This window comes from Mixta mediterraneensis (assembly GCF_030283135.1).
Taxonomy (GTDB): Bacteria; Pseudomonadota; Gammaproteobacteria; order Enterobacterales; family Enterobacteriaceae; genus Pantoea; species Pantoea mediterraneensis.
This window is the reverse complement of the sequence record NZ_JASUAZ010000009.1, coordinates 85,011-100,511: the sequence shown is the minus strand read 5'-3', so window position 1 is coordinate 100,511 and position 15,501 is coordinate 85,011. Positions and strand designations below refer to the sequence as shown.

15 protein-coding genes, 1 tRNA gene and 1 pseudogene are annotated in these 15,501 nt (G+C 52.0%); 11 read left to right on the top strand and 6 right to left on the bottom strand.

Features of this window, described 5'->3' with window-relative positions; genetic code table 11:
• The first annotated feature begins 9 nt into the window (after positions 1-9).
• From QRY16_RS08490 to yejF, 3 genes are read left to right on the top strand one after another with little or no spacing between them, the layout of a single operon-like run.
• Positions 10-1,101: a microcin C ABC transporter permease YejB gene (locus QRY16_RS08490; protein WP_289776278.1), complete on the top strand. Its 1,092-nt coding sequence runs from the start codon at positions 10-12 to the stop codon at positions 1,099-1,101.
• The gene (locus QRY16_RS08485) at positions 1,101-2,123 is read left to right on the top strand and encodes an ABC transporter permease (RefSeq protein ID WP_289776277.1); all 1,023 of its coding nucleotides are present in this window, start codon (positions 1,101-1,103) and stop codon (positions 2,121-2,123) included. The genes QRY16_RS08490 and QRY16_RS08485 overlap by 1 nt, the downstream gene beginning before the upstream one ends.
• Complete coding sequence (gene yejF / locus QRY16_RS08480) at positions 2,124-3,728, top strand: microcin C ABC transporter ATP-binding protein YejF (protein WP_289776276.1); 1,605 nt, start codon at positions 2,124-2,126, stop codon at positions 3,726-3,728.
• On the opposite strand, the gene QRY16_RS08475 is transcribed toward yejF, so the two are convergent.
• From QRY16_RS08475 to rsuA, 3 genes are all read right to left on the bottom strand, one after another.
• Entirely contained in the window at positions 3,715-4,035 is a 321-nt protein-coding gene (locus QRY16_RS08475; protein ID WP_193405006.1) for a YejG family protein, read from the bottom strand. The genes yejF and QRY16_RS08475 overlap by 14 nt on opposite strands.
• A 327-nt stretch (positions 4,036-4,362) precedes the next feature.
• The gene (locus tag QRY16_RS08470) at positions 4,363-5,556 is read right to left on the bottom strand and encodes a Bcr/CflA family multidrug efflux MFS transporter (RefSeq protein ID WP_289776275.1); all 1,194 of its coding nucleotides are present in this window, start codon (positions 5,554-5,556) and stop codon (positions 4,363-4,365) included.
• A gap of 11 nt (positions 5,557-5,567) precedes the next feature.
• Entirely contained in the window at positions 5,568-6,287 is a 720-nt protein-coding gene (gene rsuA / locus QRY16_RS08465; RefSeq protein ID WP_193404834.1) for a 16S rRNA pseudouridine(516) synthase RsuA, read from the bottom strand.
• Between the two features lie 155 nt (positions 6,288-6,442).
• Between rsuA and radD the strand changes: the two genes are divergently transcribed.
• The gene (gene radD / locus QRY16_RS08460) at positions 6,443-8,197 is read left to right on the top strand and encodes a DNA repair helicase RadD (RefSeq protein ID WP_289776274.1); all 1,755 of its coding nucleotides are present in this window, start codon (positions 6,443-6,445) and stop codon (positions 8,195-8,197) included.
• A 122-nt stretch (positions 8,198-8,319) separates the two neighbouring features.
• Positions 8,320-8,604, top strand: coding sequence for a 50S ribosomal protein L25 (rplY, locus tag QRY16_RS08455; protein ID WP_193404833.1), 285 nt, complete (start codon positions 8,320-8,322; stop codon positions 8,602-8,604).
• A gap of 129 nt (positions 8,605-8,733) precedes the next feature.
• On the opposite strand, the gene yejK is transcribed toward rplY, so the two are convergent.
• On the bottom strand, positions 8,734-9,738 hold the full coding sequence (yejK, locus tag QRY16_RS08450) for a nucleoid-associated protein YejK (protein WP_289776273.1): 1,005 nt from the start codon (positions 9,736-9,738) through the stop codon (positions 8,734-8,736).
• 158 nt (positions 9,739-9,896) lie between these two features.
• On the opposite strand from yejK, the gene QRY16_RS08445 reads away from it, so the two are divergent.
• The 3 genes from QRY16_RS08445 to QRY16_RS08435 all read left to right on the top strand — a co-directional run bounded on the left by QRY16_RS08445 (position 9,897) and on the right by QRY16_RS08435 (position 12,047).
• A complete protein-coding gene (locus tag QRY16_RS08445) occupies positions 9,897-10,124 on the top strand; it encodes a YejL family protein (RefSeq protein WP_193405004.1) in 228 nt (75 codons plus the stop codon).
• A 21-nt stretch (positions 10,125-10,145) separates the two neighbouring features.
• Positions 10,146-11,897, top strand: coding sequence for an LPS biosynthesis-modulating metalloenzyme YejM (gene yejM, locus QRY16_RS08440; protein WP_289776272.1), 1,752 nt, complete (start codon positions 10,146-10,148; stop codon positions 11,895-11,897).
• Between the two features lie 73 nt (positions 11,898-11,970).
• Positions 11,971-12,047, top strand: a tRNA-Pro gene (locus QRY16_RS08435).
• 105 nt (positions 12,048-12,152) lie between these two features.
• Here QRY16_RS08435 and QRY16_RS08430 read toward each other — a convergent pair.
• Positions 12,153-12,263: pseudogene (locus tag QRY16_RS08430) on the bottom strand (DUF4113 domain-containing protein); the annotation flags it as partial.
• A gap of 137 nt (positions 12,264-12,400) precedes the next feature.
• Here QRY16_RS08430 and QRY16_RS08425 point away from each other — a divergent pair.
• From QRY16_RS08425 to QRY16_RS08415, 3 genes are all read left to right on the top strand, one after another.
• Complete coding sequence (locus QRY16_RS08425; RefSeq protein ID WP_289776296.1) at positions 12,401-12,478, top strand: hypothetical protein; 78 nt, start codon at positions 12,401-12,403, stop codon at positions 12,476-12,478.
• Between the two features lie 270 nt (positions 12,479-12,748).
• Positions 12,749-12,952 carry a hypothetical protein gene (locus QRY16_RS08420; protein WP_289776271.1) on the top strand — a complete coding sequence of 68 codons (204 nt, stop codon included), beginning with the start codon at positions 12,749-12,751 and terminating at the stop codon, positions 12,950-12,952.
• 71 nt (positions 12,953-13,023) lie between these two features.
• A complete protein-coding gene (locus QRY16_RS08415; RefSeq protein WP_289776270.1) occupies positions 13,024-13,773 on the top strand; it encodes a 4'-phosphopantetheinyl transferase family protein in 750 nt (249 codons plus the stop codon).
• 19 nt (positions 13,774-13,792) lie between these two features.
• Here the strand turns inward: QRY16_RS08415 and QRY16_RS08410 are convergent, their stop codons facing one another.
• Positions 13,793-15,445 carry a multidrug ABC transporter permease/ATP-binding protein gene (locus QRY16_RS08410; RefSeq protein WP_289776269.1) on the bottom strand — a complete coding sequence of 551 codons (1,653 nt, stop codon included), beginning with the start codon at positions 15,443-15,445 and terminating at the stop codon, positions 13,793-13,795.
• Positions 15,446-15,501 lie beyond the last annotated feature (56 nt).

Below are 15,501 nucleotides of genomic sequence, written 5' to 3'. Positions count from 1 at the left end.
GGAACGCAGTTGGCGGCTTATTTTCTGCGCAGGATTTTACTGATTATTCCTACCTTGTGGGCCATTATCACCCTCAACTTTTTCATTGTGCAGATTGCGCCCGGCGGGCCGGTCGATCAGGCGCTGGCCAATATTCAGTTCGGTCAAACCAGCGGTTTGCCTGGCGGCGGCGGTGATAATAGCGGCGCGCGCGCCAGCTTCAGTCACGCCAATCCCGGAGATAATCAATACCGTGGCGCGCGTGGTCTCGACCCAGAAGTCATTGCAGAGATCAAACAGCGTTACGGCTTCGACAAGCCGCTGTGGCAGCGCTACGTCGATATGCTGTGGAACTACGTGCGCTTTGATTTTGGCGACAGCCTGTTTCGCAGCGCCTCGGTGCTGCAGCTGATCAAAGAGAGTTTACCGGTTTCGATGAGCCTGGGGTTATGGAGCACGCTGATCATTTATCTGGTTTCTATTCCGCTGGGCATCAAAAAGGCGGTGCGCAACGGTAGCGCTTTTGATGTCTGGAGCAGCATCGTTATTATCATTGGCTATTCGATTCCGGCGTTTCTGTTCGGCATCATGCTGATTGTGCTGTTCGCGGGTGGCAGCTATCTCGACTGGTTCCCGTTACGCGGACTGACCTCTCCACAGTTCGACAGCTTGCCGTGGTATGGCAAAGCGCTGGATTATCTTTGGCACATCAGTTTGCCGGTACTGGCGACGGTGGTTGGCGGCTTTGCCACCTTGACCATGCTGACCAGGAACGCCTTCCTTGATGAAATCCGCAAGCAATATGTCGTGACCGCGCGTGCCAAAGGAGTGCCGGAACAGCGTATCCTCTATCATCACGTTTTTCGCAATGCCATGCTGTTGGTGATCGCCAGCTTCCCCGCCACCTTTATCAGCATGTTTTTCACCAGTTCAGTATTAATTGAGGTGATGTTTTCACTGAACGGGCTGGGATTACTGGGTTACGACGCCACTATTCAGCGCGATTATCCGGTGATGTTTGGCACGTTATATATATTTACCTTGATCGGACTGCTGATGAATATTCTCAGTGATTTGACCTACACGCTGGTCGATCCCCGCGTTGATTTCGAGGGCCGCTGATGCATTTGTCTCCCCTGAATCAGCAGCGCTGGCAGCGTTTTTGTTATAACCGCCGTGGTTACTGGTCGCTCTGGCTTTTCCTGATTATTTTTGTGTTGTCACTGGCGGCCGAGCTGATTGCCAACGACAAGCCGCTGCTGGTGCATTATCAGCAACGTTGGTATGCGCCGCTGTTTTTCAATTACAGCGAAACCGATTTTGGCGGAGCGTTAGCCACCGCGGCCGATTATCAGGACCCGTGGTTGCAGCAGCGCATTGAGCAGCAAGGATGGGCGATATGGGCGCCGATCCGCTTTAGCGACAGCACGATCAATTACGCCAGCCAGGTCCCCTTCCCTTCGCCGCCGTCAAAGCAAAACTGGCTCGGCACCGACGCGAATGGCGGCGATGTGTTGGCTCGATTGCTATATGGCACGCGGATTTCACTGCTGTTTGGCTTAATGCTGACGCTATTCTCCAGCGTAATCGGTATCGTGGTGGGCGCAGTGCAAGGCTATTTTGGCGGCAAGGTAGATTTAGTCGGGCAGCGGCTGATTGAAGTATGGTCGGGCATGCCATCGCTGTTTTTACTGATTTTGCTCTCCAGCGTGATTCAGCCCGGTTTCTGGTGGCTGTTGCTGGTGACGGTGATGTTTGGCTGGATGAGCCTGGTCAGCGTGGTACGCGCCGAATTCCTGCGCACGCGCAATTTTGATTATATTCGTGCGGCGCAGGCGCTGGGCGTTAGCGATAGTCGTATCATGCTACGTCATATGCTGCCCAATGCGATGGTCGCCACGCTGACTTTTCTGCCGTTTATTCTTTGTGGATCGATTACTACGCTCACGTCGCTCGATTTCCTCGGTTTTGGTTTACCCATCGGTTCACCCTCACTCGGTGAGCTGTTATTGCAGGGCAAAAACAATCTGCAGGCGCCGTGGCTTGGACTGGCGGGATTTTTCTCGCTGGCGATTTTATTGTCGTTGCTCATTTTTATCGGCGAAGCGGTGCGCGACGCTTTTGATCCCAGCAAAGGAAATTAAATGTCATCGTCGCTGCTTACTGTTAATCATCTTTCCGTGGCTTTCCGCCAGGGGAAAACGCTGCGTTCGGTAGTGAATGACGTGTCATTGCAGATCAATGCCGGTGAAACCCTGGCGCTGGTTGGTGAATCCGGTTCGGGTAAAAGCGTTACCGCGCTGTCGGTTATGCGCCTGTTACATGCGTCGTCGGTAACTTATCCCAGCGGTGAAATCTTATTTGAAGGGCAAGATCTGTTACATCGCCATGAACGTGAACTGCGCGCCATTCGCGGGAACAAAATCGCGATGATTTTTCAGGAACCGATGGTGTCGCTTAACCCGTTGCATAACGTTGAAAAACAGCTATATGAAGTGCTGTCGCTACATCGTGGCATGCGGCGCAATGCAGCGCGAGCAGAAATCATTAGCTGTCTCGATCGCGTGGGTATTCGCCAGCCAGCTTCGCGACTTAATGATTTCCCCCATCAGCTTTCTGGCGGCGAACGTCAGCGCGTAATGATTGCAATGGCATTACTGACTCAGCCAAAACTGCTGATTGCCGATGAGCCGACCACCGCGCTGGACGTCACGGTTCAGGCGCAAATTCTCAACCTGCTGCGCGAATTACAGCGTGAACTCAATATGGGCATGCTGTTTATTACCCATAACCTGAATATCGTACGCCAGCTGGCAGACAGCGTCAGCGTGATGCGTCACGGCAGCGTAGTTGAGCACAATCGCTGCCAGACACTGCTCAGTCAGCCACAACATCCCTATACCCAGCAGTTGCTCGCCGCCGAGCCGGAAGGTCACGCCCTACTGCTTGCCGCCGACGCGCCGGTGATTCTTAAAGTGAAGAATTTGCGCGTTAGCTTCCCGCTGCGCCAGGGGTTGCTAAAGCGTCAGGTTGGCGAAAAAATTGCGCTACATAATCTCACCTTCAGCCTGAAACGCGGTGAAAGTCTGGGCTTAGTCGGGGAGTCTGGCTCGGGAAAAAGTACCACGGGTCTGGCCCTGCTGCGTCTGATTCCGGCACAAGGGGAAATTTGGTTCGATGGTCATCCGCTGCACCAGATAACGCGCAAACAATTATTGCCGCTGCGTCGCCGGATCCAGGTGGTGTTTCAGGATCCTAGTTCTCCTCTGGATCCTCGCATGACGGTGCAACAAATCATCGCTGAAGGTCTGGCGGTACATCAGCCGATGCTCAGCCCGGCGCAACAGGAAGCGCGTGTCATCGCGGTGATGGAAGATGTGGGACTGGAAACGGCAAGCCGACACCGTTATCCGGCTGAGTTTTCAGGAGGACAGCGCCAGCGTATCGCTATTGCACGTGCGCTGATTCTGGAGCCGGAGCTCATTGTGCTGGATGAACCGACCTCTTCACTCGACCGCTCCGTACAAAAACAGATCCTGACGCTACTGCGCCGGTTACAGCAGCAACATCAGCTAAGCTATCTGTTTATTAGCCATGACCTGGACGTCGTGCGCACGCTCTGCCATCAGTTGATTGTGCTACGACAAGGCGAAGTGGTTGAACAGGGTGAATGTGAAACATTGTTTGCGACGCCTGGCGAAGCCTATACCCGTGAGCTGCTCGCCTCGGCGCAATTTAGTGACCATTAAAAGTTTCCGCAATGGCGACGCCCTGGTTCTTCAAACAGCAATTGGTCGCACTTTCGTCGCTGCGCTGAATAAACAGGCAAGGTTGCCCTTCACATTCGGCGACTTTGCAATCGACCTGAATCGCGGCCAGCACGTCCTGAAGCTGATGTAAAATTTCCCATGCGGGCTTGCCATCATGGCTGATCAGACGCAGCGCAATCACATCCTGTTCATCTGTCGCACCATCCTCTGCTTCGATGGCGCTGTGGCGATCGCTGGCCCAGCGGAAACGCTGCGGTAGGCGATGCACAACTGAAAGTTGCAGCATTGTCATTAATGTCCCCAGAAATTAACGCTTAATTCACAACGAACGGCATCTAGCGCAGTGAATCCCTTTTCCCGGTCAAAATAGAATACGGACGTCAAGGTTTGCCTTCTCGTTTCAAAATAAAGCGCGTCGGTAATATTATTTTTTTTGCGAGTGGTCTCGCAATTTAAGGCTATATGTACCGCGTTCAGCAGCGCTTAACAATCATTTTAGACGCAATATGATTACTTTTTTGGCTATATTTTTTCACATAAGCGAAACATCGTCCTCAGTTTTGAGGACGATGATAAAAAAATTTTGTATTGTACAATGCAGACTGTGGCCTAATCAGGCAGCGGCACGCGGGCGGGAAGCATAGAAAAACAGCAGGACAGAAAGGGTTGCGCACAGAGCAATAGTTCCGACCATCGGCCAGGCGCTGTTAAAGCTGGCAAGCGACAGTAATGCCCCCACTAATGCCCCAACGCCGAAGCGCAACGTACCAGCCAGCGATGACGCCGTGCCCGCCATATGCGGAAATTCATCCAGAATGACCGCCATAGCATTTGACGACACCATCGACACGCAGCCAATAAACATCGCCACACCAAACACCAGCGGCAAAAAGCCCAGGTTCAGCGCACTCACCACCAGCAGCCAGATGCCCATGCAAAACTGAATTAACAGGCCTAAACGGAACAGCGCAACCGGGCCAAAACGGCGTACCGCGCGGCTGTTGATTAGCGTCATCACAAATAAGAACACCACATTCAGGCCAAAGTAATAGCCAAAGCTTTGCGGCGAGACATGGTTGAGTTCGATATAGACAAAGGGTCCGGCGTTGAGAAAGGTAAACAAACCAGCAAAAGAGAAGCCGCTCGACAACATGTAGCTGAACGCGCGTTTGTGGCGAAACAGGGTCACAAAATTGCCCAGCGTGGTGCGCAGATGAAAACGCTGGCGCTGTTCAGGTTTCAGGGTTTCGCGGATCTGTGTCGCCACCAGCAGAGCGGTAATCACCCCGGCCACAGAAAGTGACCAGAAGATAGCGTGCCAGTTCCAAATCAGCAACAGCCAGCCCCCCATAATCGGGGCCAGCAGCGGTGCGATGGTAGTGATGAGCATGACGAAAGACATCATGCGTGAGAAATCCTCTTTCGAGTAACTGTCACGCATTAACGCATTGATTACCACGCTGGCAGCCGCAGCAGATAAACCATGCAGGAAGCGCATGGCAATCAGCTGATCGATGGATTGCGACAGCGCGCAGGCGGCTGCCGCACCGGCAAAAATCAATGTGCCCAAGGAGATCACCGGTTTGCGGCCATAGCTGTCAGCCAGCGGGCCATACACCAGCTGACCCACGGCAAAACCCAGAATATACAGATTAAGCGTCATCTGCACGCTGCCGGCCGATACCGCAAATTCACGCGCGATTTGCGGCATTGCAGGCAGGTACATATCAATCGATAACGGCATCAACATCGCTAATAAACCGAGGATGACCACCAGACCCACCGGTGAATTTTTTTCCTTGCGCACACAGGCTCCCGCTATTTTTGTTTTAACTCGTCGGGCAGGCCGACGCTGGCAATCTCTTCTTCGGTTAGCGGACGGTATTCGCCTGGCGCTAAATCATCGTCCAGCACAATCCCGCCAATCCGTTCACGATGTAATTCCACCACACGGTTACCGACAGCGGCAAACATGCGTTTAACCTGATGATAACGCCCTTCGCAGATCGTCAGCAGCACTTCTGTTGGGGTAATCACCTGCAACTGCGCGGGCTGAGTCAAATTCTTTTCACCATGCAGCTGCACGCCAGCGGCAAACTGCGCTTCCGTGTCGTCACTGACTGGCGATTCCAGCATCACACGATAAGTCTTATCGCAGTGATGACGCGGGGAAGTGACGCGGTGCGACCATTGGCCATCATCGGTTAATAACACTAACCCGGTGGTATCAATGTCCAGCCGGCCGGCGGCGTGCAGTTTGAACGCCATCGGTTCTTCGATAAAATAAAGTAAAGTGGGATGATCGGGATCTTCATTCGCGCAAACATAACCTTGCGGTTTGTTGAACATAAAATAGCGCGGCCCTGTTTGCATCTGCAATATATTGCCGTCGTACTCTATCTCGTGTTCGGGCAGCAGCTTAAAGGCAGCATCGCGTACCACTTCACCGTTGATGGTAACTTTTTGAGCACGGATTTCGCGTCCGGCGATGGCACGGCTGACTTCCAGCTGCTGAGAAATGAATTTATCAAGTCGCATGAATTCGTTTTGCCTGTTACTGCGGAGGGAAACTGAAACGGTGTTTTTAACCGTTGAAATTGTGCGGGAAGTATAGCCTGAACCGGCGTCGCCTGACAGAGCGTTTGCTGCACTTTCATGGCATAATTGCCACCGGTTTTAGAAAAATGATCGGTATGTCTTTTACCTTACGTCCTTATCAGCAGGACGCGGTTAATGCCACCGTGGCATATTTCCGGCGTCATCATGAACCCGCCGTTATTGTTTTACCAACCGGGGCGGGGAAAAGTTTAGTGATTGCTGAACTGGCGCGGCTGGCGCGTGGCCGGGTGCTGGTACTGGCTCACGTCAAAGAGTTAGTGGCACAAAACCACGCCAAATATCAGGCGTACGGCCTGGAAGCGGATATTTTTGCCGCAGGTCTGCAACGTAAAGAAAGCCAGCGTAAAGTTGTGTTTGGCAGCGTGCAGTCGGTAGCGCGTAACCTTGAGCAATTCGACAGCGCCTTCTCACTGGTGATCGTTGATGAATGTCACCGCATCGGGGATGACAGCAGCAGCCAGTATCAGCAAATTTTTACTCACCTGCGACAGCACAATCCGCAACTGCGACTGCTCGGTCTCACCGCGACGCCTTTTCGCCTCGGCAAAGGCTGGATTTACCATTTCCATTATCACGGCATGGTACGCGGCGATGAAAAAGCGCTGTTTCGCGACTGCATTTATGAATTACCGCTGCGTTACATGATCAAGCATCAGTTTCTGGTGCCGCCAGAGCGGCTGGATATGCCGGTAGTACAATACGATTTTAGTCGCCTCAGCGTGCAGACTAACGGCTTGTTCAGCGACGCCGATCTCAACCGCGAACTGAAGCAGCAGCAGCGCGTCACGCCGCATATTATTCGTCAGATCGTCGAATTTGCGGCGGATCGCCTGGGCGTAATGATCTTCGCGGCTACGGTAGAGCATGCCCGAGAAATTTTGCGCTTACTGCCGGACAACAACGCGCTGGTATCAGCAGAAACCCCCGCCAAAGCGCGTGATGCGCTGATTGTGGCGTTTAAAGCACAGCAGCTAAAATTTCTGGTGAATGTCGCGGTGCTGACCACGGGTTTTGATGCACCCCATGTTGATTTGATTGCTATTCTGCGCCCCACCGAGTCGGTAAGCTTATACCAGCAAATTGTCGGACGTGGTTTGCGCCTGTCACCCGGTAAAACTGATTGCCTTATTCTGGATTATGCGGGAAATCCGCACGATCTCTTCACACCGGAAGTCGGCATGCCCAAAGGCGCCAGTGATAATCAGCCCGTCCAGGTGTTTTGCCCGGCCTGCGGTTTTGCCAATACTTTTTGGGGCAAGACGACCGCCGACGGCATGATTATCGAACATTTTGGTCGTCGCTGTCAGGGCGTGCTGGAAGATGACAATGGCGAAAGAGAGCAGTGTGATTACCGTTTTCGTTTTAAAAGTTGCCCGGATTGCGGGGCAGAAAACGACATCGCCGCGCGGCGTTGCCATCAGTGCGACAAAATTCTTGTCGATCCCGATGACATGCTAAAAGCCGCGCTAAAACTGAAAGATGCCTTAGTGCTGCGCTGCGGCGGCATGACGCTGGAGCAAGGGCGCGATAACCAGGGTGAATGGCTTAAAGCCACCTATTTTGATGAGGACGGTACCCACGTCAGCGAGCGCTTTCGCCTGCAAACTGCCGGACAGCGCAAAGCGTTTGAACAACTGTTTATGCGTCCGCATCAGCGTGCGCCAGGGGTGCCGCTTGGCTGGCAAACGGCCGCCGATGTACTGGCTTTGCAACCCTTGCTGCGTTATCCCGATTTCGTCGTGGCACGGGCTAAAGGCCGTTTCTGGCAGATCCGTGAAAAAGTATTTGATTATCAGGGCCGCTTTCGCCGGGCAAATGAGCTGGGATAATCATTTGCCCGTCCACCCTATAACGGCTATAATGCCGCCCGCTTTTGCATGGGTAAAAGCGATTTTGAATAACCCTCCTGCTGCTGGGTCGCCTGTAGCAGGGATCATAAAGAGATATAGCAATGTTCACTATCAATGCAGTAGAACGTAAAGAGCAGGGTAAGGGTGCGAGCCGCCGCCTGCGTACAGCGAACCGCTTCCCGGCCATCGTTTATGGTGGTAATGAAGCTGCTGTTTCTATCGATCTGGATCACGATAGCGTGATGAATATCCAGGATAAACCTGGTTTCTATACTGACGTTCTGACTCTGGTTGTCGACGGTAAAGAAACTAAAGTAAAAGTTCAGGCTGTTCAGCGTCACCCGTTCAAGCCAAAACTGTTCCACATCGATTTCATTCGTGCTTAATCGCCGAGTGGATTGAAGTAAAAAAGCCGGTTGCGAAACCGGCTTTTTTATTGCCAGCTGAAAACCTGCTCTGGGAGCTTTTTTCAGTTAGCGATAAAATCCGGGAACCTGCCCTACCCGGATATTCACTTATTTAGTGCTGGTCCGACGCTGTAGCTGATCGCGTAGATTCGGTGGCGTACCTTTAATGGTCAGCGTGTCCGTGACAGGATCCCAAAAGATACGTTCGCCAAGCAGCATGGCATCAAAATTCAGGGTGAGCCCCCCGCCGCTACCGGCAAATTTTGTCAGCTGACGCAGCGTGCTGCGATCCGCCGGGAAGTGTTCTTCCAGCTCATAGCCCTGTTCCTGAGTAAAAGCCTGGAACGTTTTTTCGCCCAGCGGGGGTAGCTCACTCGACAGATCTTCCAGCGCAATTTCTTCGCCCGCCTGCAGCTGATCGTTGCAGTAACTGTACACTTGCTGGCGATAGTTCTGCCGCTCGTTTTTATCAAGATTCGATTCATCGAAATAGTCATCCACTGCCTGCAACAGGCCGCGGTTTTGCGCTTTAGTGTCAAGCCCCACTTCCGCACCTAAGAAATCCATAAAGAAATCAGCGATCTTGCGGCCTACGCGACCACGCAGAAAAGTCAGATAGCGGGTGGATGCTGGATTGGTTTCCCATTCGGTTAAATCAATACGCGCCACAATATCGGCATGATTAATATCCAGATAATGGGTGCTGCTGATGTCCATCTGTTCATTGACGCGCATGCTGGATTGGCTGTTTAACACGGCGATCAGCAAGTATTCCACCGCCAGGTAGCGATAATGAACAAACAGCACCACGCCGCCTTCAGCAAACGGATATTTTGCCAGCTCATCACGCAAACGGCCGGTTGCCGCGCGGCTGAAGGCGAGAAAATCATCGTTTCCTTTGCGACAGTTGCGCAGCGCTTGTGCCAGTTCACTGTCGGCATTAAACAAACCGTAAGCTTTGCTTTTGGCGCTGTAAACACGGTGCAACTCTTCCACCATCGCTTCAGCGGTGTGGGTAGCAGGCAGCAAGGAATCGCGCAGCACCAGCTCTAACTGGTTCTCGTCGCGTTTAATTAACTGATGCAGGGCGATCTGGTCGATATCCAGACTCATGGTAGACTCTCCTTTAAGCTCAGGCGCGTATTCAAACACCGCCTGCAACGGCTTTCAACTCCATGCGTAAAACCAACGGTGCACTTTCGATAAAATTGCAGAAAAAACCGCGTTGTTACGGTAATATATCGCCTTTTGAAATGAGCCTAGACGACGATATGCCACAATCATCCCGTTACAGTGACGAACGCGTGGAGCAGCTCCTCGCGAAAATGGTGCAAATCCTGGAAAAAGATCAGGCACCGACGGACCTTTCCCTGATGGTGTTGGGAAACATGGTCACCAACCTGATTAATAACGATGTGGCCCCGGCTCAACGCCGTTCGCTGGCCCGATCTTTCGCTGAAGCTTTGCAGTCTTCAGTTCGTGACGACAACGCTCATTAACAGTTGATTTGACCCTATAATATGGTAACCAACCGGCAGCGCTACCGCGAAAAAATCTCCCAGATGATCAGTTGGGGACACTGGTTTGCGCTGTTTAATATCTTATTCGTGCTGATTTTAGGCAGTCGCTATCTGTTGGTCGCCGACTGGCCCTCTTCGTTGGCCGGACGTATTTACGCTTACAGCAGCTGGATTGGCCACTTTAGCTTTATCGTATTTGCCGTTTATCTGCTGCTTATTTTCCCCCTCACCTTTGTGGTGATGTCGCAACGGCTGTTAAGGGTGTTATCGGCGGTGATTGCCACCGTCGGGTTGACATTGGTGATGGTAGACAGCGCGGTATTTAGCCGCTTTCACCTGCACCTGAACCCGGTGGTGTGGGAGCTGGTTATCAATCCCGACCAAAGCGAGATGGCGCGTGACTGGCAACTCATGTTTATCTGCGTACCGCTGATATTCCTCGTGCAGTTGTTGTTTGCCACCTGGAGCTGGCAGAAGTTACGCAGCCTTAATCGCCGTTCGTTTGGTAAACCGCTGGCAGCGCTGTTTATCTGTGCCTTCTTTGCCAGTCACCTGATGTATATCTGGGCAGATGCCAACTTCTATCGTCCAATTACCATGCAGCGCGCGAACCTGCCGCTTTCTTATCCGATGACGGCCCGCCGCTTTCTTGAGCGTCATGGTTTATTAGATGCCCAGGAATATCAACGCCGTCTGGTGCAGCAAGGCGATCCAGAAGCCTTGTCGGTGCAATATCCGCTTAGTGATATTACCTTTCGCGACGGCGGTACACGTAACAATTTGCTGGTGATTACCGTTGACGGTCTGAACGGGGCCACTCTGCAGAAAGCGCTGCCGCAGTTGAACCAGTTTGCTAACGATAATGTACGTTTTACCCAGCACTTCAGCGCGGGGGATACCCCTGAGAAAGGCCTGTTTGGTCTGTTCTATGGCATTTCAGCCAGCTATATGAATGGCGTTTTGGCCTCACGGACTCCATCGGCATTGCTCGGCGCACTGAGCAGCCAGGGGTATCAGTTTGGCTTGTTCTCGTCGGAAGGTTTTAATCCGCCGCTCTATCGCCAGGCCTTGCTGGCGGATTACTCCTTACCTGCCGGCAATAGCCAACCAAATAGCGCAACGGTGACGCAATGGCAGAACTGGCTGAAGCAGAAAGATGACGGCAATCCGTGGTTCTCCTGGGTGTCATTAAACGGTGTAGATTTAAGTGGCGACACGGCTAAAGCGCGTCAACGTAGCTATTTACATCAGACTTCGGCGATAGATGCGCAAATTCATAACGTGCTGAATACGTTAGAGCAGCAAGACTTATTGAAAAATACCGTGGTAGTCATTACCGCACAGCGGGGACTGGCGCTGGATGGCGATGGCGAAAGTGCCAGCAATCGCGCGGCGTTGCAGGTGCCGTTAGTGATTCACTGGCCGGATACGCCAGCGCAAACGGTAAATCGCTTAACCGATCATCAAGACGTGATGACCACTCTGATGCAGCGCTTGCTGCACGTGCGTACCAACCCAGTAAATTATTCTCAGGGTGAAGATCTGTTTGCCGCTCAGCGCCACCACGATTGGGTCGCCAGTAGTGAAGATAATAAATTAGTGATTACCACGCCGCAGATCACGCTGGTGCTGGATAACAATGGTAGCTATCACGCCTATGATGCCAGAGGAAATACGCTAAAGGATCATAAGCCGCAGCTGGCGCTGTTGTTACAAGTGCTAACGGAAGAGAAGCGTTTTATCGCAAACTGATTAATTATGAGGCAGTTAGTTTGCTGATAGCTTGCAATCAGTGCAATTATCAGTAGACTCATTCTCCACAGTTCGGCACGTAGCGCAGCCTGGTAGCGCACTGTCATGGGGTGTCAGGGGTCGGAGGTTCAAATCCTCTCGTGCCGACCAAAATTCCCAACTAAAGCAGCCTGTTATGGCTGCTTTTTTATTGGCTTAAGTTCGCGATGGCAAAATGATGGTAAAAACTACCGCACCTTGCCACACGGTTCTGGCTCATTTTGCTACTGCCAGATCAGACAACCGGGTCGTGTAAGCAGATGCAAGCATTTCGCGCTTCATAGCCCATGCCTTTTGCTTCCCCAGCCCGGCAAACCACCACTTCCCGCATGACAGGGAGCATACGTAAAAGTGGTTTATTTCACCCGCACTTTCATCGGCTTGTAACATTTATCGCCTGAAACTCTTCTATACCGGCAATCGCGACTATAATCAGATTTGTGTGGGTAACAAGAGGAGAGTTTATGCATCGAGTCGAAAAAGACGATCCATCTGAAGCACCAGAGTCCGGCGATAAGACATCCCAGCCGGACAATAAGTAACCCACTAAGGCCGCCATTTATTGCGCGGCCTTTCACTGCGTGAATCGTGCTGCCCGCTGCGGAATGTCCCTGCTCTCTCGCGCTGGTCGCATTCTCAGAAAAATGCCATACACGCTGTTATTTTAATTGGATATTCAGTCGGTTACACAGCACGGCCTTTTGTGTTATCCGTCACTAAAATCTCAAATCTACTAACTCTTCATTAAATTGAAACAAAAACGTCACTTCTCTGCCTTATGCTAAAGGCCCTTGATTTTGACGGAATATTTTATGGTCATCAAAGCGAAAAGCCTTAAAGATGCAGAAGATATGTTGCATTCGGGCATTAGCAAAATTGAGTTGGCATACGACATTGGCAGCGACGATTTCTTTCGTCTGGCGTCTCGTTGGTGCGATCGCGGTGCGCGTATCAGCAAAGGGCATGACCACTTTGTCGTTTCACTAAAAAGTTTTGCCATCCCGCCTAACGACTGACTATTCAGGGCCACTTGCCCTTATTGCGGCGGGCTGATTAAATGCCTTTTTCACCTTAATTGTGATGCCGCATGCGCTATCCCGACATTCCCCTGCCGCTTCCTGCAAGCGGCTTTGTGCTTTCTCAACACCTGAATGACAGCGATCCGTTGCTGGCGATCGGTCGCTTTGACGCTAGCCGCTATCATGATGAGCTGTGCGGACAATGGTGTTTACCGTTGCCGCCGCGCCTGCAAAAAGCGGTGAAAAAGCGCCGTGCTGAATATCTTGCCAGCCGGGTATTAGCCCGGCAAATCATGGCGCGGCTGGGACACAGCGGATTCATCCTGCATAACGCGGCGGATCGCTCTCCGCTGTGGCCAGCTGGCATACAGGCATCGTTGTCACACAGCGATAGCGTTGTGGTAGTAGCGGCAACCAGCCGGTCGCTGTGCGTAGGGGTCGATGTTGAACAGAAAATGACAGCGGAAACCGCACATGAAACTGCAGGGATGCTTATGTGTGCCGCCGAAAAAGCCTATTTACATACCCTGCCGCTGGATTTTTCTCTCGCCGCGACCTTGCTGTTTTCGCTGAAAGAGAGCGTTTACAAAGCGTTATGGCCACAGCTGCATCAGCCAATGGATTTTCATCAGGCCGAGTTGATACAGATGGATTTAGCCTCACAGTGTGCCACGTTGCAGTTGACGCATCGCTTTAGTGAAACCTTTAAGGAAGGCTGTTTGCTTCAGGCGGAATTTCTGTTACAGGATAAATATGTCATTACCCTGGTAACCCATGATGGTAAAAACCGGCTTAGCGGGCAGGCTAAACCGGTATAACTACAGCCGACAGCAGGTATTAATGGCCGGTATCCGTTCGTTTTACTGCGTCCAGCGTCGCCATCGCTCGTTCTTTGCCGGTAAGCTCATTAAGCTGCCCGTCACGCATCTCCAGTAGCCGATCGGCATGGATAAAGTAATGATCGTCATGGCTGATAGCCAATACGGTTTTACCGGAACGCTGTAACCACGGTAGCAGCTCACGATAGAAAATGCGTCGAAAATGTGGGTCCTGATCCGCAGCCCATTCATCCAGCAGTAGCACGTCGCGTTCTTCCGCCGCCGCCAGTAACAATGCCAGTCGTTTGCTCTGCCCTTTTGACAACTGCAGGTTGAGAACCCGGTTACCTTCAATCTTCAGCTTGTCCTGCATTTTCAGTTTTTCCAGCCATTGCTGCACCAGCGCCGGGTTAGCGGGTTCGCCTTCCCGGCTAATCAGGCGATCAAACACATGCACATCGGTAAATACCGCCGAGAAATGCCTGCGCCACATGTCAAGGTCGCTTGCATCAATCACATTGCCATCCAGCAGTAACGTGCCGGACTGGGGCTGGTACAAACCGGTTAGCAGCATAGCCAGCGTCGATTTACCGCTGCCATTGCCACCAATCAGGAAAACTAATTCACCCCGGCGCAACGTCAGGTTAATTGGCCCGACCTGAAAACCGTTTTCGCCATAATGAAAACTGACGTCACGCAGTTCCAGCGTTTGCCAGTGGGTTAGCGTAGGCAACGTAGGAAATTCGGGTTGATAAGGCGCCAGGTCGAAGGTGTTGAGTTTACGAAATGCCACCTGTGCGCTAAGCAAGGTGGGTAGCGCGCCAACAGCAGAAAGTAGCGGCGTGCGCAAAAAAAGCAACGTCAGCGAGAAGGTCGCCGCAACTGCCGTGTTGGCCCAGCCAAGACTGTTGGCCATAAAAAACACCATGCCAATCGCGCCCAGCGTCATAATATTTGACCAGTTCACTGCACTGAGATGATAAGTATCGGCACGCACAATATGATGACGGTAGGTGTTAGCATCTTCCAGATAAACGGTGTCGTACACCAGTCTGGCGCGTTCGCGGTTAAGCTGAAGCTCTTTGCGCCCATCAATTACCGTTTGATAATCCCGATACAGGTTATCTTCAACTTCACGCAACTTCGCCATATGCTGATAAACACGCGATACCAGTAACCAGCCGCCGAAGAGTGTCACGGTCAGCCATAAACTGGTCACTATCAGCATTTTAGGTGACAGCCAGGCGAGATATATCGCCGAGCCGAGGGTAAGGATGATGCCCTGGATCAGCTCCGGCAAGCGGACAAAGGCGATGGTAATCGCACGTACGTCGCTGGTTAATCCTGCCAGTAACTGCGCGCTGCCAATTTGCTCAATGCGCTCGACGCGTGTATCCAGAATACGTTTGATAAACTGACCACGCATGCGCCAGACAAACTGATGCCCAAGCAGCGTTAATGCCAGCTGTGAAGCCAGCGTCACTGCCATTAACAGCAACAGCTGAAACAGGAACTGCGGCAGTACGCTAAAGGAGGTATTGATGGCGACAATCATTTCACGATTGATAAAGGCGATCATGCCAATACCTAACGCCGCGCTCAGCAAGGTAAGGAAAATAACCCCGATAAATGGCCAGCGGAACTGGCGAAAAACAACGTTTAACAACGTCATAAAAAGTATCCAGCAGTCAAAAAGCAGCCTGCAGTTTAAAGCGATGCGGAATGATA

Bases quoted from the DNA above. Each gene is read 5' to 3' on its own strand.
- QRY16_RS08485 (WP_289776277.1), top strand. From the start codon at position 1,101: ATGCATTTGTCTCCCCTGAATCAGCAGCGCTGGCAGCGTTTTTGTTAT.
- yejF (WP_289776276.1), top strand. From the start codon at position 2,124: ATGTCATCGTCGCTGCTTACTGTTAATCATCTTTCCGTGGCTTTCCGC.
- QRY16_RS08475 (WP_193405006.1), bottom strand. From the start codon at position 4,035: ATGCTGCAACTTTCAGTTGTGCATCGCCTACCGCAGCGTTTCCGCTGG.
- rsuA (WP_193404834.1), bottom strand. From the start codon at position 6,287: ATGCGACTTGATAAATTCATTTCTCAGCAGCTGGAAGTCAGCCGTGCC.
- radD (WP_289776274.1), top strand. From the start codon at position 6,443: ATGTCTTTTACCTTACGTCCTTATCAGCAGGACGCGGTTAATGCCACC.
- rplY (WP_193404833.1), top strand. From the start codon at position 8,320: ATGTTCACTATCAATGCAGTAGAACGTAAAGAGCAGGGTAAGGGTGCG.
- yejK (WP_289776273.1), bottom strand. From the start codon at position 9,738: ATGAGTCTGGATATCGACCAGATCGCCCTGCATCAGTTAATTAAACGC.
- QRY16_RS08445 (WP_193405004.1), top strand. From the start codon at position 9,897: ATGCCACAATCATCCCGTTACAGTGACGAACGCGTGGAGCAGCTCCTC.
- yejM (WP_289776272.1), top strand. From the start codon at position 10,146: ATGGTAACCAACCGGCAGCGCTACCGCGAAAAAATCTCCCAGATGATC.
- QRY16_RS08425 (WP_289776296.1), top strand. From the start codon at position 12,401: ATGCATCGAGTCGAAAAAGACGATCCATCTGAAGCACCAGAGTCCGGC.
- QRY16_RS08420 (WP_289776271.1), top strand. From the start codon at position 12,749: ATGGTCATCAAAGCGAAAAGCCTTAAAGATGCAGAAGATATGTTGCAT.
- QRY16_RS08415 (WP_289776270.1), top strand. From the start codon at position 13,024: ATGCGCTATCCCGACATTCCCCTGCCGCTTCCTGCAAGCGGCTTTGTG.
- QRY16_RS08410 (WP_289776269.1), bottom strand. From the start codon at position 15,445: ATGACGTTGTTAAACGTTGTTTTTCGCCAGTTCCGCTGGCCATTTATC.